The sequence below is a fragment of the Paraburkholderia sp. J63 genome (genome assembly GCF_905220245.1).
Classification (GTDB): Bacteria; Pseudomonadota; Gammaproteobacteria; order Burkholderiales; family Burkholderiaceae; genus Paraburkholderia.
In genome coordinates this window covers 175,983-196,407 of sequence record NZ_CAJMZF010000011.1, presented here as the reverse complement: position 1 = coordinate 196,407, position 20,425 = coordinate 175,983, and the positions used below count along the sequence as shown (strand labels likewise).

General features: G+C 67.8%; 18 protein-coding genes and 1 pseudogene. 3 read left to right on the top strand and 16 right to left on the bottom strand.

Annotated elements, in window-relative coordinates:
• Window positions 1-18: 18 nt before the first annotated feature.
• Together U5775_RS14875 and flhF are read right to left on the bottom strand one after the other, a co-directional pair.
• Complete coding sequence (locus U5775_RS14875; protein ID WP_322058875.1) at window positions 19-1,053, bottom strand: MinD/ParA family protein; 1,035 nt, start codon at window positions 1,051-1,053, stop codon at window positions 19-21.
• Window positions 1,046-3,109, bottom strand: coding sequence for a flagellar biosynthesis protein FlhF (gene flhF / locus U5775_RS14870; protein WP_322058874.1), 2,064 nt, complete (start codon window positions 3,107-3,109; stop codon window positions 1,046-1,048). Before flhF ends, U5775_RS14875 begins: the two co-directional genes overlap by 8 nt.
• Window positions 3,110-3,399: 290 nt before the next feature.
• Here flhF and U5775_RS14865 point away from each other — a divergent pair, with 290 nt between their 5' ends.
• Both U5775_RS14865 and U5775_RS14860 read left to right on the top strand, forming a co-directional pair.
• Window positions 3,400-3,693, top strand: a complete 294-nt coding sequence (locus U5775_RS14865; RefSeq protein WP_322058873.1) for a type II toxin-antitoxin system Phd/YefM family antitoxin — start codon at window positions 3,400-3,402, stop codon at window positions 3,691-3,693.
• Window positions 3,693-4,061 (top strand): type II toxin-antitoxin system RelE/ParE family toxin, encoded by a 369-nt coding sequence (locus U5775_RS14860; RefSeq protein WP_415913580.1) that lies wholly within the window; start codon window positions 3,693-3,695, stop codon window positions 4,059-4,061. Before U5775_RS14865 ends, U5775_RS14860 begins: the two co-directional genes overlap by 1 nt.
• A gap of 89 nt (window positions 4,062-4,150) precedes the next feature.
• Here the strand turns inward: U5775_RS14860 and flhA are convergent, their stop codons facing one another.
• From flhA to U5775_RS14840, 4 genes and pseudogenes are all read right to left on the bottom strand, one after another.
• Window positions 4,151-6,250, bottom strand: a complete 2,100-nt coding sequence (gene flhA, locus U5775_RS14855) for a flagellar biosynthesis protein FlhA (protein ID WP_322058871.1) — start codon at window positions 6,248-6,250, stop codon at window positions 4,151-4,153.
• A gap of 146 nt (window positions 6,251-6,396) precedes the next feature.
• Window positions 6,397-7,590, bottom strand: a pseudogene (flhB, locus tag U5775_RS14850) (flagellar biosynthesis protein FlhB); the annotation flags it as partial.
• A gap of 229 nt (window positions 7,591-7,819) precedes the next feature.
• Entirely contained in the window at window positions 7,820-9,127 is a 1,308-nt protein-coding gene (locus U5775_RS14845) for a DUF3443 domain-containing protein (RefSeq protein WP_322058904.1), read from the bottom strand.
• A gap of 23 nt (window positions 9,128-9,150) precedes the next feature.
• On the bottom strand, window positions 9,151-9,711 hold the full coding sequence (locus U5775_RS14840) for a DUF2844 domain-containing protein (protein ID WP_415913575.1): 561 nt from the start codon (window positions 9,709-9,711) through the stop codon (window positions 9,151-9,153).
• On the opposite strand from U5775_RS14840, the gene U5775_RS14835 reads away from it, so the two are divergent.
• On the top strand, window positions 9,605-10,015 hold the full coding sequence (locus U5775_RS14835; protein ID WP_322058906.1) for a hypothetical protein: 411 nt from the start codon (window positions 9,605-9,607) through the stop codon (window positions 10,013-10,015). The genes U5775_RS14840 and U5775_RS14835 overlap by 107 nt on opposite strands.
• A 178-nt stretch (window positions 10,016-10,193) precedes the next feature.
• Here U5775_RS14835 and cheZ read toward each other — a convergent pair whose 3' ends face one another.
• The 10 genes from cheZ to U5775_RS14785 all read right to left on the bottom strand — a co-directional run bounded on the left by cheZ (window position 10,194) and on the right by U5775_RS14785 (window position 20,329).
• Window positions 10,194-10,913: a protein phosphatase CheZ gene (gene cheZ, locus U5775_RS14830; RefSeq protein WP_322058902.1), complete on the bottom strand. Its 720-nt coding sequence runs from the start codon at window positions 10,911-10,913 to the stop codon at window positions 10,194-10,196.
• Window positions 10,914-11,007: 94 nt separating this feature from the next.
• Entirely contained in the window at window positions 11,008-11,403 is a 396-nt protein-coding gene (cheY, locus tag U5775_RS14825; RefSeq protein WP_322058870.1) for a chemotaxis response regulator CheY, read from the bottom strand.
• A 151-nt stretch (window positions 11,404-11,554) separates the two neighbouring features.
• Window positions 11,555-12,658, bottom strand: coding sequence for a protein-glutamate methylesterase/protein-glutamine glutaminase (locus tag U5775_RS14820; RefSeq protein ID WP_415913579.1), 1,104 nt, complete (start codon window positions 12,656-12,658; stop codon window positions 11,555-11,557).
• Between the two features lie 59 nt (window positions 12,659-12,717).
• Complete coding sequence (gene cheD, locus U5775_RS14815; protein ID WP_322058868.1) at window positions 12,718-13,533, bottom strand: chemoreceptor glutamine deamidase CheD; 816 nt, start codon at window positions 13,531-13,533, stop codon at window positions 12,718-12,720.
• Entirely contained in the window at window positions 13,530-14,516 is a 987-nt protein-coding gene (locus U5775_RS14810) for a CheR family methyltransferase (RefSeq protein ID WP_322058867.1), read from the bottom strand. Before U5775_RS14810 ends, cheD begins: the two co-directional genes overlap by 4 nt.
• On the bottom strand, window positions 14,513-14,644 hold the full coding sequence (locus U5775_RS14805) for a hypothetical protein (RefSeq protein WP_322058866.1): 132 nt from the start codon (window positions 14,642-14,644) through the stop codon (window positions 14,513-14,515). The genes U5775_RS14810 and U5775_RS14805 overlap by 4 nt, the downstream gene beginning before the upstream one ends.
• A 99-nt stretch (window positions 14,645-14,743) precedes the next feature.
• Window positions 14,744-16,612 (bottom strand): methyl-accepting chemotaxis protein, encoded by a 1,869-nt coding sequence (locus tag U5775_RS14800; RefSeq protein ID WP_322058865.1) that lies wholly within the window; start codon window positions 16,610-16,612, stop codon window positions 14,744-14,746.
• 243 nt (window positions 16,613-16,855) lie between these two features.
• Complete coding sequence (locus tag U5775_RS14795) at window positions 16,856-17,395, bottom strand: chemotaxis protein CheW (protein WP_322058864.1); 540 nt, start codon at window positions 17,393-17,395, stop codon at window positions 16,856-16,858.
• 126 nt (window positions 17,396-17,521) lie between these two features.
• Window positions 17,522-19,870, bottom strand: a complete 2,349-nt coding sequence (cheA, locus tag U5775_RS14790) for a chemotaxis protein CheA (protein ID WP_322058863.1) — start codon at window positions 19,868-19,870, stop codon at window positions 17,522-17,524.
• A gap of 84 nt (window positions 19,871-19,954) precedes the next feature.
• The gene (locus U5775_RS14785; RefSeq protein WP_322058862.1) at window positions 19,955-20,329 is read right to left on the bottom strand and encodes a response regulator; all 375 of its coding nucleotides are present in this window, start codon (window positions 20,327-20,329) and stop codon (window positions 19,955-19,957) included.
• Between the last annotated feature and the right edge of the window lie 96 nt (window positions 20,330-20,425).

Genomic DNA, 20,425 nt, shown 5'->3' with positions numbered 1-20,425 from the left:
CTGGCTCTCCTATGTCCGTCACGCGTGCTGGTGCGCCGTGCGCTGCACGGGCGGTTCCGCCCGCCATCCCGCATGAGCCGGCGCAGGCGCGGATGGAACGCCAGTGACGGTGGAAACGAATGAATCTGCTGAATCTGCTAAACCAGCCGAGTTGGCCGAACTGGCTGGCTCCGCCGGGGCCACGCGCGCGCCGCCCGAGGCCGACAGCGCGGGGCGCATCGGCCAGTGCGGCAACTCGGCCGCCACGCGACGAAAGTCGCGTGCGGCGGCCGTCGACGGGAATGCATCGACGATGCAGCGCGAAAGCTGCAGCGCGCGCGGCATATACGGGTCGGCGGCCACGCTGCCCGCGCTTTCGAGCGACACCGTGAGATAGCGGCTCGCCACGCCCGCGAGGTTCTCGAACACGGCCTGCGCTTCGGGGATGCTCTCCACGTGGTTCGCGAGCACGCGGAACTGGCCGATCGCGTGCGCGAAATGCAGCCGCTTCATGCACGCATAGGCATCGGTGATCGCCTGTGCGGTCACGCGCATCACGATCAGCACGTCGTGCGCATGCATCGCGAGCGGCGAGAGCGCGCCATCGGCGTCGAGCTGCGCGTCGATCAGCACGAAATCGGCGGGACCGGCGAGCAGCTTGCTCAACTGCGTATCGAGCTGCGCGCCCGTGTACTGCGCGCGGTGCTCGCCCGGCGCGGCCAGCACGCCGAAGCCGAGCGCATGCCGGCCCACCGCCGCGTCGAGCGTCATCTCGCCGCGCATCAACGCCGCGAAGTTACCCGCGAGGTTGCCCGCGCGGTTGCCCGACGAGAGACCCAACACATCGCTCGCACCGCGCACGCCGCCGAGCAGCGCGCTCACCGAGCGCGGGCCCAGGCATTCGTCGATGACGAGCACGTCCTTGCCCTGGGCGGTCAGCGCGGCCGCGAGGTTGATCGCAACAGTCGTGCGCCCCGGGGAACCAGGACCGCCCGTCACCGCGATCACGCGCGAGCCTTCGCGCGCGAGCAGCCGCCGCAGGCCTTCTGCCTGATCGATCACGAACTTATCCAAACCGGACCTCGTGAGCTTGCGTGTTCGAACGCGTCGAGAGCGCCGAGAGCAGCGCGGGAATGTCGTCCTCGTGCGGCACGAACGGCGAGCGGTCGCGCGGCACGCAGAACGCGCTGCGAACGAGGAAGCGGCGCGTGGCCACGTAGAGGTTCTCGGGCACCTTCTGGCCCGTCGAGACGTAGTGCACCGGCAGCTTGTAGCGCAGGACCGTGTCGAGCGTGCTGCCGAGGTTGGTCGCCTCGTCGAGTTTGGTGAGAATGCAGCCCGTGAGCGGCGACTCGTCGGGGCCGCTCTGGTAGGCCTGCACGACCTCGTTGAGGGTGTCGCCGTGGCTCGTCGCCGAAAGCAGCAGCAGGCGCTGCACCGGACGGCCCGCGCTGCACAGCATGGCGATCTGGTCGGCCACGGCGCGGTCGCGCTGGCTCATGCCGATCGTGTCGATCAGCACGACGTGCTTGTTCTTGAGCTCGGTGAGCGCGAGCTGCAGATCCGCGCCGTCGCGCACCGCGTGCACCGAGACGCCGAGGATCTTGCCGAAGATGCGCAGTTGCTCGTGGCCGCCGATCCGGTAGCTGTCGGTGGTGAGCAGCGCGACCTTGCTCGCGCCGAAGCGCATCACGCAGCGCGCGGCGAGCTTCGCCGTGGTCGTGGTCTTGCCCACGCCGGTCGGGCCCATCAGCGCGAAAACGCCGCCGTGCTCCATGAGGGTTTCTTCGTCCTCGAGCACGGGCAGATTCGATTCGAGCACCGACTGGACCCATTCCATGCCGGCCTCTTCGGTTTCCACGTCGGGCAGGCGGTCGATCACCATCTTCACGAGCTGCGCCGAGAAACCGGCCGCGAAGAGCTGCTTCGTGAGCGTGCCCTGCACCGGATTGCGGCGCTGGCGCTCGCCCCAGAGGAGACCCGCGAACTGCTCTTCCATCATGCCGCGCATGGAGGCGAGCTCGTGCATCACGGTTTCGTTGACGACCTGCTCGATGCGCGCGCGGATCGCTTCGCTCACCGTTTGCGCGGTGCTGGGCGCGCCGGCTTGCGGCGAGTTTGGTGCGGGCTGTGCGCCATGGGCGGCGGCGCCTGGCGCGGCGCGGGGTGCGACCGGCGCCGGGCCGGCCGCGTCCGGGCTCTGGCCGATGCTGCGGGCGGCGCGGCGCGCCGCGACGTGCGCGGCCTGGCGCGCCCATTCGGGCGTGCTCGCATCGACATCGGCAGCCACGCCGAGGCCCTTGGCCATGGCGGCCGCCGGCGTGATGCCGGTGGGGTCCTGCTGGCCCGCTTGCTGGTTGGCCTGCTGGCTAGCGATGCGGCGCGCGTGGTCAATCAGCCAGGGGTTCGTTTCGGCCATCGTGCGAGGTGCGGCAGATTGTTCTGCGACCGGCAGCATGGCGGCGTGTTCGAGGCGGGCGGCGGCATCGCGGCCTGCGGTGGCGCTCCGCATGGTGCTGAATGGCTGGGCGGACTGCATCGTCGACGGCTGTGCGGTCGGGCCAACGGCGGCACGCGAAGCCACGGCTTCGGGGATTTCGGCGGAGAGCTTCGCCTGCGTGGCTTGCGCGAGCGAGACGGTGGCGTCGTCGCTGCCGTCGGCGGCGTCGTGGGTATCGGCGCTCATCCCGGCGACGTGCTCCGCGCCCACTTCGGGGCTCGCGCCGAACACCGACGAAAACACATCGGGCATCCCGCCGCTTGCGTAGGGGTTACCCACGGGGGTTGCTACGCCAGCCGTCGCTACGCTCGCGGAAGGCTGTGCGCCGAAGGCCGCACGCGGCGACCTGGCCGCGACGCCCGCGCCACCTTGTGCCTGGGCGTTGCCGAACGACCCACCGCCAGAGGGCGCTCCGCCAAAGGGCGCTCCGCCAGAGGGCGCACCGCCAAAGGGCGCATCGCCATCCGCCGGCGTGATCGCCGCGAGGTCGCTGTCCGCGAGCGCAACGATTTCGACACTGCCGTCGTCGAGCGTGCGGCTCGACAGCACGACGGCATCGGCACCCAGCGCTTCGCGCACGAGGCGCAAGGCGTCGCGGCTGGTGCCACCGATGAATTTGCGAATGTTCAAGCTATGCCCCTGATTGAGGTGGACGGCATGCGCCGCCGGTCGTTTCCTGCGGATTGGCGTCTGGATTGCTGCGAGCCTGGCGTTCTCGCGCGGGCCCTTCTCCGATATTGGAATTATTTCGAAGCTGAGCCTTCGACGATCGGTGGATCAGGGCGGGGAAATCTGGGTAATTCGGGGGATGGGGGAGAGGCGGCGTGCTGGCGCGCGGCGAAATGGCGCGAGACCGCCTCTTGACTATATTCACGTATATTTATATGTTTTTGTTAATGAATTCCTTCCAGGATACATAAATGCCGATCCGTGCCCAAGACGTAGTACCGATTAGCGAAGCCCGCTCACGACTCACGGAGCTGGCTGAGGACGTAGTGGCAGGCGCCGAAAAAGTGCTGACGAAAAACGGCTCGGCGTTCGTTGCACTGGTTGACGCCAGGAAGCTCGACTACTACCACGCGCTCGAAGCGGAGCATGGCCGAATGGTCATGCTGGATGATGCCGAGAAAGGGCTCAAGGATGCGCTTGCAGGCAAGGTGCTATCTGAAGAAGAATTTCGCAAATCGCTGCGACGTCGTGGCGGTCGGAAGTGATGCAGGTCGACTTTGCGGAAAGCTTCCAGGAACGGCTTCGCATTCTTGAAGCGTTCATGCTGGCTCAGGACCCGGAGTCCGCGCTTGCCAGAATCGAGGATCTGCACGAAACGATTCTGCGGTTCGTCGAGCTCGTAAAGCTGCACCCGAAGATTGGGCGCCCTGCAAGTATGCTTGCCGCCAGTTCGATTGAAGGCCAAATACGGCTGGAAAAGGTCTTGCGGCTGGCCGTCGATGCCGGGCTGCCAGAACTTCGGGAATATGTCCTGCCTTCCCACCTGGTGCTTTACGCGCAGTCGGATTCGCGCGTGCTGATGCTCTCGGTTCGCCACCAGCGAGAGTTGGGTTACGCGCCCGATGCCGATTAAGGAAAAAATCCCCAGCAGTCGTTTCGATCCTGGTCGGGCGTGAACGCATAAAACCGGGGGCGTGCCGTTCAGCAAGCCAGCTCACACCCTCACCCCGCCCCCACCACATTCACCACCTTCACATTGCGCGTATCCGGCACCTCGGCATACGAGAGCACCTTCAACTGCGGCAAGCTGCGGCGCAGGAAGCGCGAGAGCATCGGCCGCAGCGCATGCTGCACGAGCAGCACGGGCGCAAGTCCGAGCGCCTGCTGACGCCCCATCGCCAGTTCGGTCTGCGTGAGCAGCGTGTGCGCGAGGCCCGGCTCCAGGCCCGGGTTCGGCCCCGAGGTCAGCGTCTGCGAAAGCACGCGTTCGAGATTGGCGTCGAGCCCCATCACCTGCATGTCGCCGTTGCCGGGGAACCACTGCTGCGTGATCGCGCGGCCCAGCGAGATGCGCACCGCCGCCGTGAGATCGTGCGCGTCGGGCATGCGCGGCGCGTGCTCCGCGAGCGATTCCATGATCGTGCGCATGTCGCGGATCGGCACGCCTTCTTCCAGCAGGTTCTGCAGCACTTTCTGCAGCGTCGTGACCGCCAGCACCTTCGGCACGAGATCGTCCACGAGCGAGGGCGTGTCCTTCTGCACGCGCTCGATGAGCGCCTGCACTTCGCGCCGGCCCAGCAGCTCGGCCGCGTGCATCACCACGAGGTGATTGAGGTGCGTCGCCACCACGGTGCTCGAATCGACCACGGTGTAGCCGAACACCTGGGCCTGCTCGCGCATGTTCGAATCGATCCAGATCGCGGGCAGCCCGAACGCGGGATCGGTGGTCGGCGTGCCGGGCACGACCGCGCTCACCTGCCCCGGATTGATCGCGAGCCACTGGCCCGGGAACGCCTCGCCCGCGCCCACTTCCACGCCTTTGAGCGCGATGCGGTACGCGTTCGGGCGCAGTTCCAGGTTGTCGCGAATGTGGATGACGGGCGGCAAGAAGCCGATTTCCTGCGCGAACTTCTTGCGGATGCTCTTGATGCGCTTGAGCAGTTCGCCGTCGGTGTTCTTGTCGACGAGCGGAATGATGCGGTAGCCCACTTCGAGCCCGAGCGTGTCGATGAGCGCGACGTCGTCCCAGCTCGCCTCGGCGTTCTCGACCGGCGCGGCGGCCGCCGGCAGGACATCGGCGAGCACGGCGCTCGCCTTCCTGGCCTCGGCGTTCTTCTTGAGCACGCGGCCGAGCTGGATCGCGCCGCCGCCCAGCAGCAAGAACGCGAAGTGCGGCATGCCCGGAATCAGGCCCATCATGAGGATGATGGTGCCCGTGATCATCATCACGCGCGGGTTCGTGAAGAGCTGCCCCGTGAGCTGGGTGCCGATGTCCTCGTTGGTCGCCACGCGCGAGACGATCACGCCCGCGGCCGTCGAAATCACGAGCGACGGAATCTGCGCGACGAGACCATCGCCGATCGTCAGCAGCGTGTAGGTCTCGCCCGCTGCCGCGAACGGCATGCCGTGCTGCACGACGCCCACGATCAGCCCGCCGATGATGTTGATCGCCATGATGAGCAGGCCCGCGATCGCGTCGCCGCGCACGAACTTGCTCGCGCCGTCCATGGAGCCGTAAAACTCGGCTTCCTGGGCGATCTCGGTGCGGCGCTTGCGCGCGGCTTCCTCGTTGATGAGGCCCGCGTTCAAGTCGGCGTCGATCGCCATCTGCTTGCCGGGCATCGCGTCGAGCGTGAAGCGCGCCGACACTTCCGCGATCCGCCCCGCGCCCTTCGTGATCACCATGAAGTTGATCACCATGAGGATCACGAACACGACGATACCCACGGCGAAATTGCCGCCCACGAGGAAATGGCCGAACGACTCGATCACCTTGCCGGCCGCGTCGGGGCCGGTGTGGCCTTCGAGCAGCACGACGCGCGTGGACGCCACGTTCAGCGAGAGGCGCAAGAGCGTGGAGAACAGCAGCACGCTCGGGAACGCCGCGAAGTCGAGCGGCTTCATGGTGTACATGCTGACGAGCAGCACCATCACCGAAAGCGCGATGTTGAACGTGAACAGCAGATCGAGCAGGAACGGCGGCAACGGCAGGATCATCATGCCGAGGATCATGCAGATCAGGATCGGTCCGGCGAGCGCGCGCAGATTCGTGCCTTGCAGCACGTCCGGGCGCCGCGCGAGGAAACCGGTGCGGGCGTTCATTCTGTGGCTCCTTCATTGCCGCCGCGCGCTTCGTTGCGTGATTCGTTGCGCGTTCCACTACGATTCGCGCTGGAATTCGCGTCGCGGGCGGGGTTCGATGCTGTGCTTGATGCGTTATTCGATGCGGTGTCCCGTGCGTTGCCGCCAGCCGCGCCCGCCTCGGGCGAGAGCGCCTCGTCGGCTTCCTCGGCGGCGTCTTCGTCGCTGACCGCGCCCTTGTCGAGCTCGGGCGGCACGTCGAGGTCGGTGGGCGCCATCGGCACGTCGCCGCCGAGCTCGCGAAAACGCTTGAGCTGATAGACCCACGCGAGCACCTGCGCGACCGCGCCGTAGAGCGGGCCCGGAATCTCGCGGTTGATGTCGACGTTGTAATAGAGCGCGCGCGCGAGCGGCGGCGCTTCGAGCAGCGGCACGTTGTGCTCAGCGGCCAGTTCGCGGATGCGCGCCGCCACGAGGTTCACGCCCTTGGCGACCACCTTGGGCGCGCGCATCTCGCCGTCGGTGTACTGGAGCGCGACGGCGAAGTGCGTCGGATTGGTCACCACGACATCGGCCTTGGGCACCTGCGTCATCATGCGGCGGCGCGCCATCGCGCGCTGCTGCTGGCGAATGCGACCCTTCACGTGCGGATCGCCTTCGTTCTCGCGGTGCTCGCGCTTCACTTCTTCCTTGGTCATGCGCAGCTTGCGGTGATACGACCAGAGCTGGTACGGCACGTCGATGGCGGCCACCACGAACATGCCCGCGACGGTCGTGCCGCAGCACACGGCGATCAGATGGAAGGCGTCGGCGAACGCGCGCGGCGGCGGCTGCATCGCGAGGCCGAGGATCTCGTCGCGCCGCATCCACAGCGCCGAGCCGCCGATCACGCCCACCACGAGCGTCTTCGCGAGCGACATGCCGAGCTGGATCGGCCCGTTCACGGAAAAAATGCGCCCGAGCCCCGACATCGGATTGAGGCGGCTGAACTTCACTTCGAGCGCCTGGGTCGAGAAGAGCCAGCCGCCCAGCGCCATTGGTGCAAGCAGCGCGGCGGCGCCGGTCAGCAGGAGCACGGGCATGAGCGCGAAGAGGCCCTCGCGCGCGGCCACGCCAGCGCCCGTGAGCATGCGCTTCGTCTCGAACGCGCCCGCGTGATTGAACGTGAGCGCGCCGCGCAGCATCGTCTGCAAATGCTCGCCGATGGTGCCCGAGAGCAGCCACGCGCCAAAGCACCCCGCCGAAAGCAGCGCGAACGTGGAAAGCTCCCGCGAACGCGCAACCTGCCCCTCCTCACGCGCCTTTTCGAGGCGCTTGGGAGTGGCTGATTCGGTTTTTTCGAGGTCGCTGTCCTCTGCCACGGATGCTCCGGTCGGCGGCGCGCGCGCACCCGCCACCCCTGCGGTGACGGCGCACACCCTTTTTCAGTGAGAGCGATTATTGCCGCGCGGCGCAAGCGGCGATTGGCGGATCAAGACGGGGAAACGGGGGTAGTTCGCGGGATGGGGAATGCGAGGCATGCGGTCGCGGCGGGCCGTGGCGTGGGCGGCGTCCGCCGCAACTGCGGCGGACGCGCGCCGGCCCGGCGCCTCAGAAAGCAACGTAAGGCGTCTGCGTGCCGCCGTTGATCGCCTGATCCTGCCCGTAATACACGTAGCGCCCGTAGAAGAACGGCAGGCCCAGGTCGAGGCTCGAGCTAGACCCGAACTGCCCCGCGAGGTCGTTCAACGCGAAGTTGCTGCCGCCGTTGAGCAGCGCGGAAGCGCTCACCACGTTGAAGCTCACGTTGCCCGAGTTGCCGTTCACGTCGGTGAGCGTCGCGCCGAGCGCGAGCGGCTTGGCCGGGCAATAGAACGTGCCGAGATTGCCGCCGCACTGCGCGATGCTGCTGTCGTCGAAGAAAATGCCGTTCGAGCCCGAGTCGAGGAACGCATCCAGCGAGCGCCCGTTATACGAGCCGGACAGGTTGCCCCACTGGTTGGTCGCGAAGCGCTGCGACGCATTCATCGCGTTGTTCGACTGCGTGCCGATGCCGAACACCAGCGTGCCCGTGGCGGAGGACTGCCCGTTGTTCGAGATGGGCGGCATCTGCAGGATCACGCCGTTATTGTCGACGGGGAAATGCGCGACGGGATTGGCCACCTGGCTAGCTAGCGCCACGGTCGTGTTGCTGCAGTTGGTGCCGTTCGGGCATGCGTAATAGTTGCTCGCGAGGGCGCTGGTCGTGCAGGCCGCGCCGCAATCCCACGGCGCAACGCCGATGCCGAGAATGCCGTTCGCGCCCAGCGCCTGCGACGAGTTCTGCGCCGGACCGATATTCGAGCAGGCCGTTGGCACCGTGGAAGTCGCGAGGTCGCCGATCACCTGGATCGGAATATTGCTGGCCGTCTCACCGCCGACTTTCACGTCGGCGCTGCGCACGGTGCCCCAGGTGTAGCCGTCGGCGAACGCCGTGCATTCGGCGAGCGTGGCGCCGTTGCTCGTGGTCGTGGGCAGCGTGCCACTGAAGTTGCCGAGCGCCGAGGCGAGCACGCGCAGCCCAAACGAAGCCGTGTCCACCTGGATGTTGTTGACGGTCTGGCAATTGCCGGTGCCGGCCACGCAGATCGTCACGCTCACCGTGGGGATGTTGGGCATGTTGCCGGTGAGGCCGCGGTTCACGGTCACGGCCACGGTGTTCGCGGCCGTGGCGGCGACGGGCTGCTGCTGGGGCCCCGCGGGCAGCGAGGAAGTGTCGCCGCTGCTGCCGCTGTTCGAGCTTCCGCCGGAGCTGTTGTCGCTATTGCCACCGCCGCCGCCGCAGGCGGCAAGGCCCGCCGTGAGCGCGAGCAGCACGGCAAGCAGGAAGGAACGCGGCTCGCGCAGGGCGCGAACGAAGGCGTTGGGGATTCCGTAGATGGACACGCGTCGCCTCCCGTTCGTTATTGGATGTCGGACGCGCCGACGCCGGCCGGCAGCGCCTGCGGCAGCCATGCCTGGCCCGAGAAGGCGCCCATGTGGCCGCCCGAATGCACGACGAGGCCGCTGTTGTCGACCGCGCCGGACCCGCGCACGCCCTTGGCGCGATTGGCCTCCACGCCGGCGACGTACTGCGGGAAATAGCTGCCGAGCAGCGCGGCAAGATCGGGTGGCTGCGGCCCGTTCCAGGCTACGCCGAACACGGTGCCCGCTTGCGAGAGGTACTCGCGCACGACGGTGCCGTTCGCGAGCGTGGTCTGACGGACCGTATAGGCAGCCGCGCTGCCCGAGGCGGACGCACTGGAGGCCGCGCTGGCCTGGGCCGCCTGGCGCATGACCGTGGAGGCGGCGCCCTGGCCCGCCGGGCCTATCGCGGTACTGGCGGTATTCGGCACGGTGAGGCTCGCGCCCGGTGGCGTGGCCATCGGCGCACCGCCCAGCGCGGCGCTGGCCGGCTGCGCGATTCCCCACGTACCTATTGCGCATACGAGCGTGGCGGCAAGACGCCATATCGCGCTACGCAATACCCGCGATGGCGTTGAAAACCGCGTTGAAAGCGAAGCTGAAGAAGCAGAAGACGTACTGCGCGCGCCCGGCGTGCCGGACGCGACAGACGCAACGGTCGATGTGTGCGGATACAAGATAGCCCTCCCCCTCACTCGGTCGCGCGTTCCTCCGCGCGGCGCCCGCGCCATGCGACTGGCGGCTACGGGTGGCGTCGACGGGGAACGGCTGGCAGCGCTGCAATGCAACACCGCGGTGCGCCGCGCGATGGCAGTGAGCGAACGGCCTCTAGTATGCCTGCGCAGGATGACATTCGGCAGCTAGCCGGACGGCCAGGTCTGCCGACCATCAAGCGCGCCGCAAGGCCATGAAATGGGGAGCTGCGCGTAAGGCGGCCGCATCGTGAGAACACGGCCGGAAGGGGTTGCCGGAAGGCAGACCAGAAGCGGTTGCCGGACGACGGCCGCCGGAGCCCGCCGACGCCAGCCCGGCAACCACCACGCTAAAACCCGAGGCTCGCGAGCAGATCGTCCACTTGCGCCTGGTCCTGCATCACATCGGCCTTGCCTTCGGGGTTGATCTGCGGGCCGTTCAGCAGCGCTTCGGGGCTCCCCGTGCCACCGGTCGCTTCCGCGAGCAGCGCGGCCGTCGCCGCGAACTGTTCGCGCCGCTCCGGTGCGATGTTCTCGACCAGCACCGTCAGCAATTGCTGCTCGATCACGTAGACCACGTCCATGATCTTCTTGATCACCTGACCGGTCAGATCCTGGAAATCCTGCGCGAGCATGATTTCGAGCAATTGCTGATTGGTCGCCGCCGTGGACTGCGGCACGCCCTCGAGGAACTGGCGCGTGTCGTCCATCAGCGAGCGCACTTCCTCGCGGCCGATGGGCGCGCCATACCACGTGGCCCAGCGCGCCGAAAGCTCCTTCGCGTCGCTTTCGAGCTGGACCTGCATCGGCTTGGCCACCTCGATCGCGGAGAGCACGCGCTCGGCCGCCTGTTCGGTCATGCTCGCGACATAGCGCAGCCGGTCGCGCGCGTCGGGCACCGCTTCGGCTGCGCGCTCCACGTGCTTGTCGAGGCCGAGCTCGCGCATGGAGTCGCGCAGCGTGCGCGTGAGCTGGCCGATGCGCGCGAGGATGCGGTCCGAGGCATGCTCGCCGGCTTCGGCGCCGTCGAACCCCTCGGCGGCGACATCGGCCGGATGCGCCTCGGGCAGCGCCGCGTCAGCCGCCGCGGCGGCTTCAGACCAGGCGTCGGACCAGCCATCGGAGCCGGTTGCGGCCGGCTGCACGTCGGTGGACTCGTTCACGTCAGCTCCCGGCCTTCGCCATCTTTTCGAGAATCTTGTTGAGCTTCTCGTCGAGCGTCGCCGCCGTGAACGGCTTCACGACGTAGCCGCTCGCGCCCGCCTGCGCCGCGGCAATGATGTTTTCCTTCTTCGACTCCGCCGTCACCATCAGCACCGGCAGGTGCGCAAGCGTCGCATCGGCGCGGATGGCCTTGAGCATCGCGAGGCCGTCGAGGTTCGGCATGTTCCAGTCGGAAATCACGAAGTCGTAGCTGCCGCCGCGCAGGCGCGCGAGGCCCGCGGCGCCGTCTTCGGCTTCGTCGACGTTCGCGTAGCCCAGTTCCTTGAGCAGGTTGCGGACGATCCGTCGCATCGTCGGAAAGTCGTCCACTACCAGAATCTTCATTCCCTTATCCATCTTGGTTCCATTCCTCCAGGCCAAAACCCGGGCAGTGATCCAGACAGGCCCAACGCCCGTCCGGGTCGATTCATCGTCATCGATCGCGCGTGCCTTGCACGGCCGCGCGATCGTCAGATTCGCTACACGCTCGCTACACGTACTACGCGCACTACACGCGCTGTACCCGCTCGCCCATGCTGGCCAGACGCGTCATCACGCGGCGGCTCATGTCGGCGAGCGGCGCGACTTCGTCGGCGGCGCCCATCGCGATCGCCTCGCGCGGCATGCCGAACACGATGCAGCTCGCCTCGTCCTGCGCGAGTGTGAAGGCGCCAGCCTGGCGCATCTCCAGCAGGCCCGCCGCGCCGTCGCGCCCCATGCCCGTCAGGATCACGCCGATCGCGTTCTTGCCCGCGTGCAGCGCCGCCGAGCGGAACAGCACGTCCACCGACGGCCGGTGCCGGTTCACGGGCGGCTCGTCGGACAAATGGGCGATGTAGTTCGCGCCGCTTCTCGCGAGCAGCAAATGCGCGTGGCCCGGCGCGATATAGGCGTGTCCTGGCAGCACGCGCTCGCCGTGCTCGGCTTCCTTCACGGTGATGCGGCACAGGCCGTTCAGGCGCTGCGCGAACGACTTCGTGAAGCCGGGCGGCATGTGCTGCGCGATCAGCACCGCGGGCGCGTCGGGCGGCAGCGGCTGCAGCACTTCGCGGATCGCCTCGGTGCCGCCCGTCGACGCCCCGACGATCACGAGCTTCTCGGTCGAGACGAGTGGATTGTTGAGCATCGGCGCGGCGTGAACCGGCGCGTGCACATGGGCGCCTGGCGCGCCGTGCGCGCCGGCGGAAGGCCCCGCATGAGCGGCCGCACCGACTGCCGCGCCCGCGGCAGCAACCGGCGCATGCGCGCGCGCAGCCGGGCGCACGCGCGCGCGCGCGGCGGCGCGCACCTTGTCGGCGAGCTTTTCGGCGTATTCGAGCATGCCGTCGCGAATGCCCACCTTCGGCTTCGTCACGAAGTCGACCGCGCCCAGTTCCAGCGCGCGCAGCGTGATCTCGTTGCCGCGCTCGGTGAGCGAGGAGACCATCACGACCGGCATCGGCCGCAGGCGCATGAGCTTCTCGAGAAAGTCGAGACCGTCCATGCGCGGCATTTCGACGTCGAGCGTGAGCACGTCGGGGTTGTGCTGCTTGATGAGCTCGCGCGCCACGAGCGGATCGGGCGCGGTGGCGACGACGGTCATGTCCGGCTGCCCGTTGATGATCTCTGTCATCAGGCTGCGGATCAGCGCCGAATCGTCGACGCAGAGAACCTTGATTTTCTGCACAGCGTTCACGCCTCCTCTACTGTCCTGGCGTTGTCTTGACCGGATGGCCGCGCAGCCGCCGCGTTCGAGCCGAACAGCTCGATGCGCGGGCGCGCTGGCTGCGGCGCGGATGATGTAAATGTGGCGGCGCTCGCGGCGGTGCTGCCCGTGCTGCCGGGGTCACCCGGGCCGCTGCGCGCCGCGCTGCCCAAGCCGAACAGCTCCACGCGCGCGCGGGCCCGCGCGAGCCGCTCGGCGCGCGCCTCGGGCGTTTGCCGCGCGAGCTGCTGCTCGCGCTCGGTTACGCTCGCCTCCTGCGAGAGGCGCAGCTTCTTGACCATGACCTGGCCCGTGCGCGGCAGGAACGCTACCTTGCGCGGATGCGAGCCCTGCAGGTCCTCGGCGACTATGCGGATGCTCTCGGTCGCGAGATAGCGGCGCACGAACGCGGCGTTGCGGTCGCCGATGTTCATCGTCGTCATGCCCGCGAGCACGGCCGCGCCGCCGAACACCTTCGCCTCGAAGCGCTCGCGCCGCCCGCCCGCCTTGATCAGCTCGTTGATGAGCACTTCCATCGCGTAGGCGCCGTAGCGCATCGCGTCCGAGGCGGCGGGCAGCATGTTGTTGGCGTCGGCGCCGTCGTCGGGCAGCATGAAGTGATTCATGCCGCCGATGCCGGCCGTACGGTCCTGGATGCAGGCGGCCACGCACGAGCCCAGCACGGTGACGAGCACCATGTCGTCGCTCGTGGTGAAGAATTCGTTGGGCAGCAGCTTCACGCCGGGGCGCTGGAAGTGCGAGTCGAAATAGCGGTTGGTCGCGATAGGCAGGCGCGTGCTCATGCGTTCGCTCCCATCGGCTCGACTTTCGCGCCGTGCTTCGCCGCCGTTGCGCCCGCTCCCGGCGCGCGCTCGTACACGGTCTGCCCGCGCAGGCGGAACGCCTGCGTCACATACGTGAAGTTCTCCGAATGACCCGCGAACAGCAGGCCGTCGGGCTTCATCAGCGGCTCGAAGCGCGCGAGCACCTGCGCCTGGGTCGGCTTGTCGAAATAGATCATCACGTTGCGGCAGAAAATGGCGTCGAACGTCGTGCGCAAGCCGTAGTCCGCGTCGGTGAGATTCAGTTGCTCGAAGCGGATCATCTGGCGCAGCTCCGGGCGCACTTTCACGAGGCCCGCGTGCCCACCCGTGCCCTTGAGGAAGAAGCGCTTGAGGCGCTCCGGCGAGAGATGCTTCACCTGGTCGAAGGCGTACACGCCCGCGTCCGCTTTCGCGAGCACCTGGGTGTCGAGGTCGGTCGCGAGCACACGCGCCTCGCGTGCGGCGCGCTCGCCTAGCGCCTCGATCAGCGTCATCGCGATCGAGTACGGCTCCTCGCCCGTCGACGCCGCCGAGCACCACACCGAAACCTGCGAGCGGCGCTTGACGAAGTCGGCGAGGATCGGGAAGTGATGCGCCTCGCGAAAGAACGCCGTGAGGTTGGTGGTGAGCGCGTTGGTGAACGCCTCCCACTCGCTCGCGTCGTTGCGCTGTTCGAGCTCGTCGAGATACGCGCGGAAGCTCTCGTGCCCGAGCGCGCGCAGGCGCCGCGCGAGGCGGCTGTACGCCATGTCGCGCTTGTGGTCCGAGAGCGAGATGCCGGCGCGGCGATGGATCAGCGCGCGGATGCGCTCGAAGTCCGCCGGCGTGAACTCGAAATCGCGCGCGCTGCCTTCGCCGGGCGCGGTAGACGTCGCGGACGCTAGCGTGCGGGACGCGTCGCCGCGTTCGCCACGCTCGAGCTGGTCCGTGCGCGCGGTGCGGGAAAAACGCAGCGCCTTCATGACGCCGCTCCGCTGCGCTGCGCGCGCCCGCCCGCCTGCAATGCGTGCGGCGCGTGCGCGGCGTGCAGCGCCCGCGTGGCCTCGTGGGCCGCGCTGCGATGCGTATCGTGCCGTCCTTGTGCGCTCATGTGCATTGCCGTGCTCGTTGCTGTGCCTGTTGTCGCGTCTATTTCCGCGTGTGCCGGACGGGTCCTGGTGGGGCCCGCCGCTTCCTGTTGCTCAGTGGCTCAGAACGTTTCCCAGTCGCCATCGTCCTTCGCGGACGACGCCGTGCTGATCACCTGCGGTTCGACGCGCGCCGCGGCGACCGGCCTTTGCTTCGGCTTCGCCGCAGCCGCATCGACAGCTGCCGCAGGCTTCGCACCCGAACCCACCGCGCTGGCCGTCACCGACGGCGCGCGCCTCGCAGCCGTACCCGCAAGCGCCGGCGCCGCCTTGACTTCAGGCTTCACGGCATGCGCGCCAGCCGCCGCGACGGTCGAACCCAGCGAACCCGCCGCACGCCCCGCATTCACCACGCGCGTCTCGGCGCCACGGCCACCGCCATTCGTGCGCCACGTCGCGAGCACGGTTTGCAGATTGCGCGTCTGCTCCTCGAGCGACGCCGCGGCCGCGGCCGCCTCCTCGACGAGCGCCGCGTTCTGCTGCGTGACGGTGTCCATCTGCGTGACGGCGCGATTCACCTGCTCGATGCCGCCCGACTGCTCCACCGAAGCCGCGCTGATCTCGCCCATGATGTCGGTCACGCGGCGCACGGCCTGAAGGATTTCCTCCATCGTCGTGCCGGCGCGGCCCACGAGCTCCGATCCGCTTTGCACCTTCTGCGCCGAATCGTTGATGAGCTCCTTGATTTCCTTGGCCGCGCTCGCGCTGCGCTGCGCGAGGCTGCGCACTTCGCCCGCGACCACGGCGAAACCGCGGCCCTGCTCGCCCGCGCGCGCCGCTTCCACGGCCGCGTTCAGCGCGAGGATATTGGTCTGGAACGCGATGCCTTCGATCACGCTGATGATGTCCACGACCTTCGCCGAGCTCGCGGCGATGTCCTGCATCGTGTCGACGACCTCGCCCACCACCACGCCGCCGCGCGTCGCGATATCCGATGCGTTGACGGCGAGCTGGCTCGCCTGGCGCGCGTTCTCGGCGTTCTGGCGCACGGTGCCCGTAAGCTGCTCCATGCTCGACGCCGTCTCCTGCAGCGACGCGGCCTGCTGCTCGGTGCGTTGTGAGAGATCGGTGTTGCCCATGGCGATCTCGCGCGCACCCACGTCGATCGAGCCCGCGCCCGAGTGCACGGCCGAGACCAGCGTGACGAGGCTTTCCTGCATGCGCTTGATACCGGCAAAGAGACGCCCGATCTCGTTCTTGCTATACACGTCGATGCGCTCGGTGAGGTCGCCGTGCGCGATGCGCTCGAACGACTGCACGGCGTCGGCGAGCGGCTGCACGATCAGGCCGCGCATGGCCACGCTGATCGTCACCACGATCACGAACGCCACCGCGATCGCCACGCCGATCAGCGTGCGCATGAGCGAGATTTCCGCGCGCGCGCTTTCTTCGCGCGCCTGCGCGCCGTCCTGCAAATCCTGCGCGATCGGCGCGGCCGAGTTGTCGTAGTCGACGAACATCGGGCTGATCTTCGTGTCGGCGATCGCGTGGTACGCGGCCTGATCGTTGGCGCGCAGCGCCGCGAATTCGGGCGCTACGCCGTCCTGCATCAGGCTCGCGCGCTTCGCGTTGAGTGCGTCGAGCGCCGCCGCATCGATGCCGTGCTTAGGCGCGGCCTGGAAGGTCTTCCACGCCTCGTTCGACTTGCCGAGCAAAAAGTCGGCGCGGTCGATGACTTTTTTCGCCTCGTCGTTCTGGCCCGCCGCGTACAGCGAATTCACGCGGTCGAGCGAGACGCGCGTGCGCAGCAGATATGACGACGCGTCGCTGAGCGAACGCACGGCGACGAGATCGCCGCGCGCGATCGTGACGAGCGAATCGCTCGCATTGCCGAGCGCGACGAGCCCGAGCGCGCCGACAATCCCCATCAGCGCCAACAGAATGACTCCGACGCCCGTGAGCGTCGTGCGGATCGACCACCTGTGCAACATCTCGTTTGCTCCTGTCCTGTGCAGCGATTGCGGCTCGACGCGTGAAAAGCGCGCAAGGCATGGCGGTGCGCCGCTCTTGTCCGTGCGCCTCACTGCTTGCGCCGGCGGCTTTCCGCTCTTCCTCTATCGCGGACCTCGCGGCCCGTCCCCCGCAGCAACCCTGCTTCCTGCGCTTGATCCTGCCCCTGACCGATCGACTACGATCAACTTCGACCGATCGACCTCAACCGATGAAACCCGCGCTCACGCGCCGAGCGCTTCGATCAGCGCCATCTCGCGGCTCGTCATGAGCTTTTCGATGTCCATCAGGATCAGCATGCGGCCGTCCACGGTGCCGAGCCCGGTGAGGTACTCGGTCGTGAGCGTCGCGCCGAACTCGGGCGCGGGCATGATCTGGTCCGTCTGCAGCGTGAGCACGTCGGAGACGCCGTCCACCACCATGCCCACCACGCGATGCGCGACGTTCAGGATGATCACGACGGTCTGGTGGTCGTACTCGACGCGGCCCAGATGGAACTTGATGCGCATGTCCACGATCGGCACGATGATGCCGCGCAGGTTGATCACGCCCTTGATGAACTCGGGCGCGTTCGCGATGCGCGTCACGCTTTCGTAGCCGCGGATCTCCTGGACCTTGAGAATGTCGATGCCGTACTCTTCCGCGCCGAGCGTGAAGACGAGAAACTCCTGACCGCCTGCATCGACTTGTTGCGCGTCGCGGCGGTGCGCGCCAGCTACGGCGCCCTGCGCGCCGCTGCCATGGATGGATTGGACTTCTGCCACGTTAGCCCCTGAACGGTTGGGAAATGGTTGGTTGATCCGGACTGCTGTTCAATCTTTCAAGCTGCCGCGCGCCGGCGCGCACGGCCTGCTTTTCCTGCGTGCTCATGTGCGTATTCACGTGCGTGCTCAGGCGAATTCGGCGAATGCCCCGGCATTTCTGGCCGCACCGCCCATGCTCACGCCGTGCGAAGCGCGCGTCTCGCGATTGAGCGCGGCCACGTCGACGATCAGCGCGACGCTGCCGTCGCCGAGAATGGTCGCCGCCGAAATGCCGTGCACCTTGCGATAGTTCGTTTCGAGGTTCTTCACCACGACCTGCTGCTGGCCCACGAGCTCGTCGATCAGCATGGCAAAGCGTCGGCCCTCGGTTTCCATGATGGTGACGATGCCCTGCGTCGGGTCCGTGCGCGCGCCGTCCACGTTGAACACCTGGTGCAGCGCCACGAGCGGCAGATATTCGCCGCGCACACGCACCACGCGGTCGCCGTTGGTGACGGTGTAGATGTCTTCGTGGCGCGGCTGCAGCGACTCCATCACGAAGTTCAGCGGCAGGATGAAGATCTCGTTGCCGACCTTCACCGACATGCCGTCGAGAATCGCGAGCGTGAGCGGCAGCACGATGCGCGTGGTGGTGCCCTTGCCCGCGTGCGAGGTGATCTCGACGTGGCCGCCCATCGACTGGATGTTGCGCTTCACGACGTCCATGCCCACGCCGCGGCCCGAGACGTCCGTGACCTGCTCGGCCGTCGAGAAGCCCGGCATGAAGATGAGGTTCCAGACCTCTTCGTCGGTCATCGTTTCGCTGACCTGCATGCCCTGCTTGATCGCCTTCGCGAGGATCTTGTCGCGGCGCAGGCCCGCGCCGTCGTCGCTCACCTCGATCACGATATTGCCGCCGTGGTGCGCGGCGGACAGCACGAGCTGGCCCGTGCCGTCCTTGCCCGCGGCGCGGCGCGCCTGAACGGTTTCGATGCCGTGGTCGAGCGAGTTGCGCACGAGGTGCGTGAGCGGGTCGATGATGCGCTCGATGAGGCTCTTGTCGAGCTCGGTCGCCTGGCCGAACGTGACGAGCTCCACTTCCTTGCCGAGCTTCGCGGCGAGATCGCGCACGAGACGCGGGAAGCGGCTGAACACGTAATCCATCGGCATCATGCGGATCGACATCACCGCTTCCTGCAGGTCGCGCGCGTTGCGCTCGAGCTGCGCCATGCCGTTGAAAAGCCGGTCGTGCAGCGCGGGGTCGAAGCTGCTCGTGGTTTCCGCCAGCATCGCCTGAGTGATGACGAGCTCGCCGACGAGGTTGATGAGCTGGTCGACCTTCTCCACGCCCACGCGAATCGAGCTGCCTTCCGCCGATGCCGCCGCGGCGGCCGGACGTGCCTTGCGCTCGTGCTCGGCGGCGTGCGCTGCTGGTGCGCCTGGGGCCGCTGCTGCGGGCGCGACGGGCGCGTTCGCTTCGGCTTGCGTCTGAGGCGCGAACGTCTGCGCGACGGCGGGCGCTGCCTGCGGCGCGGATTGCACCACGGGCGCAATCGCGGACTCGGGCGCAGCAACGGCGCATGCCTGCGCGGTGGGCGCGGCGCCGGCCTCGCCTTGCGGAGCGGCGCCGCGACCGATCACGATCTGGCTTTCGTCGATCACGAAGCAGCACACGGCGATGATGTCGTCGGCGGGCACGTCGGTTTCGAGCCAGAGCGTGAGGTCCTCGCCGTTCTTCATCTGACCGAGCACGCGGCCCAGATTGCCGAGTTCTTCGGCGAGCAGCTCCTGATCCTTGGCGTCCACGCGGCGCAGCGTGATGCGCAGGTGCGGGCCTTCGGCCCCGCCACCCGCTGCGGCGCCTGCCGGAGCGGCGGCGATCGCCTCGTCCACCACGTGCTCGGGAACGCCGGGCGTCGCTACGTCGGGCGTCGCTACGTCTGCGCGCGCGGCCATCGCGGCGGGCAGGTTCGCTTCGAATGCGGCGTCGAGATCTTCTTCGGAGTCGCCTGCATAGGCAGGAGCAGGTGCGGAAACCGCAGCGGCCGCAGCCACAACCGGCGCCGCGACGACCGCAGCAGCAGCCGGCGCAGCAGCAAGCCCACGGCTTTCCGCATAGAGCTGCTCGAGCCTGGCGCGCACGGCGGCGGCGGCCGACGCGTCGGGCTCGGCGCTCGCGCGGTAGGCCGCGAGCTGGTCGGAGAGCACGTCCTTGGTTTCGAGGAACGTGTCGATCATGTCCTTGCGCAGCACGAGCTCGTTGTTGCGCGCGCGATCGAGCAGCGACTCCAGGATGTGAGTCGTCTCGGTGAGCGCCGTGAAGCCGAAGGTCGCCGCGCCGCCCTTGATCGAGTGGGCCGCGCGAAAGATCGCCGCCAGGTCCTCGGGATCGGGCTGACCGACGTTCAGGTTCAGGAGGAGCTGCTCCATCTGCGCGAGCAGTTCGTCGGCCTCGTCGAAGAACGTCTGATAAAACTGAGTGATGTCGAGAGTCATTGCGCTTTCACCGCGAAAATTGCGTGGCCGGCGCGCCGTGGGGCTTTCGGTTCAGCCCCGCGCAGTCGCATCGGCCCGCGCGCCTCATGTATTCGTTTCGCCGAGCGCGCTCGCCAGATCGACGAGCAGCTCGGGGTCCACCGGTTTTTCGATCCAGCCTGTCGCGCCTGCATCGCGCACCGCCGCCTTGAAGCCTTCGTCCGACTCCGTGGTCAGCACGAGAATCGGCGTCTCCAGGTACGAAGGGTTCGCGCGCAGGCGCTTGATCAGGTCGAGCCCGCTCATGCGCGGCATGTACAGGTCGGTGAGCACGAGATCGAAGCGCTGCGCGAGCGCATGCTCGAGCCCGTCCTCGCCGTCGCCCGCCACGGTCACCTCGTAACCCGCCGATACGAACGCCGCACGCAGGATCTCCCGCATGGACGCCGAATCGTCGATCGCCAGAATATTTCTGATCATCCCTTCCTCGTTCGCGCGCGCCTGGGTTCGCGCTCTGGGTTCGCGCCGCTTCGCCTCTCGCCGCGCCGTTCCTGTCTTTCTGCCTTAACTAATGCT

Excerpts from the sequence above, each read along its gene's own strand:
- U5775_RS14865 (WP_322058873.1), top strand. The coding sequence starts at position 3,400 with ATGCCGATCCGTGCCCAAGACGTAGTACCGATTAGCGAAGCCCGCTCA.
- U5775_RS14860 (WP_415913580.1), top strand. The coding sequence starts at position 3,693 with ATGCAGGTCGACTTTGCGGAAAGCTTCCAGGAACGGCTTCGCATTCTT.
- flhA (WP_322058871.1), bottom strand. The coding sequence starts at position 6,250 with ATGAACGCCCGCACCGGTTTCCTCGCGCGGCGCCCGGACGTGCTGCAA.
- cheY (WP_322058870.1), bottom strand. The coding sequence starts at position 11,403 with ATGGATAAGGGAATGAAGATTCTGGTAGTGGACGACTTTCCGACGATG.
- U5775_RS14820 (WP_415913579.1), bottom strand. The coding sequence starts at position 12,658 with ATGACAGAGATCATCAACGGGCAGCCGGACATGACCGTCGTCGCCACC.
- cheD (WP_322058868.1), bottom strand. The coding sequence starts at position 13,533 with ATGAGCACGCGCCTGCCTATCGCGACCAACCGCTATTTCGACTCGCAC.
- U5775_RS14810 (WP_322058867.1), bottom strand. The coding sequence starts at position 14,516 with ATGAAGGCGCTGCGTTTTTCCCGCACCGCGCGCACGGACCAGCTCGAG.
- U5775_RS14805 (WP_322058866.1), bottom strand. The coding sequence starts at position 14,644 with ATGAGCGCACAAGGACGGCACGATACGCATCGCAGCGCGGCCCACGAG.
- U5775_RS14800 (WP_322058865.1), bottom strand. The coding sequence starts at position 16,612 with ATGTTGCACAGGTGGTCGATCCGCACGACGCTCACGGGCGTCGGAGTC.
- cheA (WP_322058863.1), bottom strand. The coding sequence starts at position 19,870 with ATGACTCTCGACATCACTCAGTTTTATCAGACGTTCTTCGACGAGGCC.
- U5775_RS14785 (WP_322058862.1), bottom strand. The coding sequence starts at position 20,329 with ATGATCAGAAATATTCTGGCGATCGACGATTCGGCGTCCATGCGGGAG.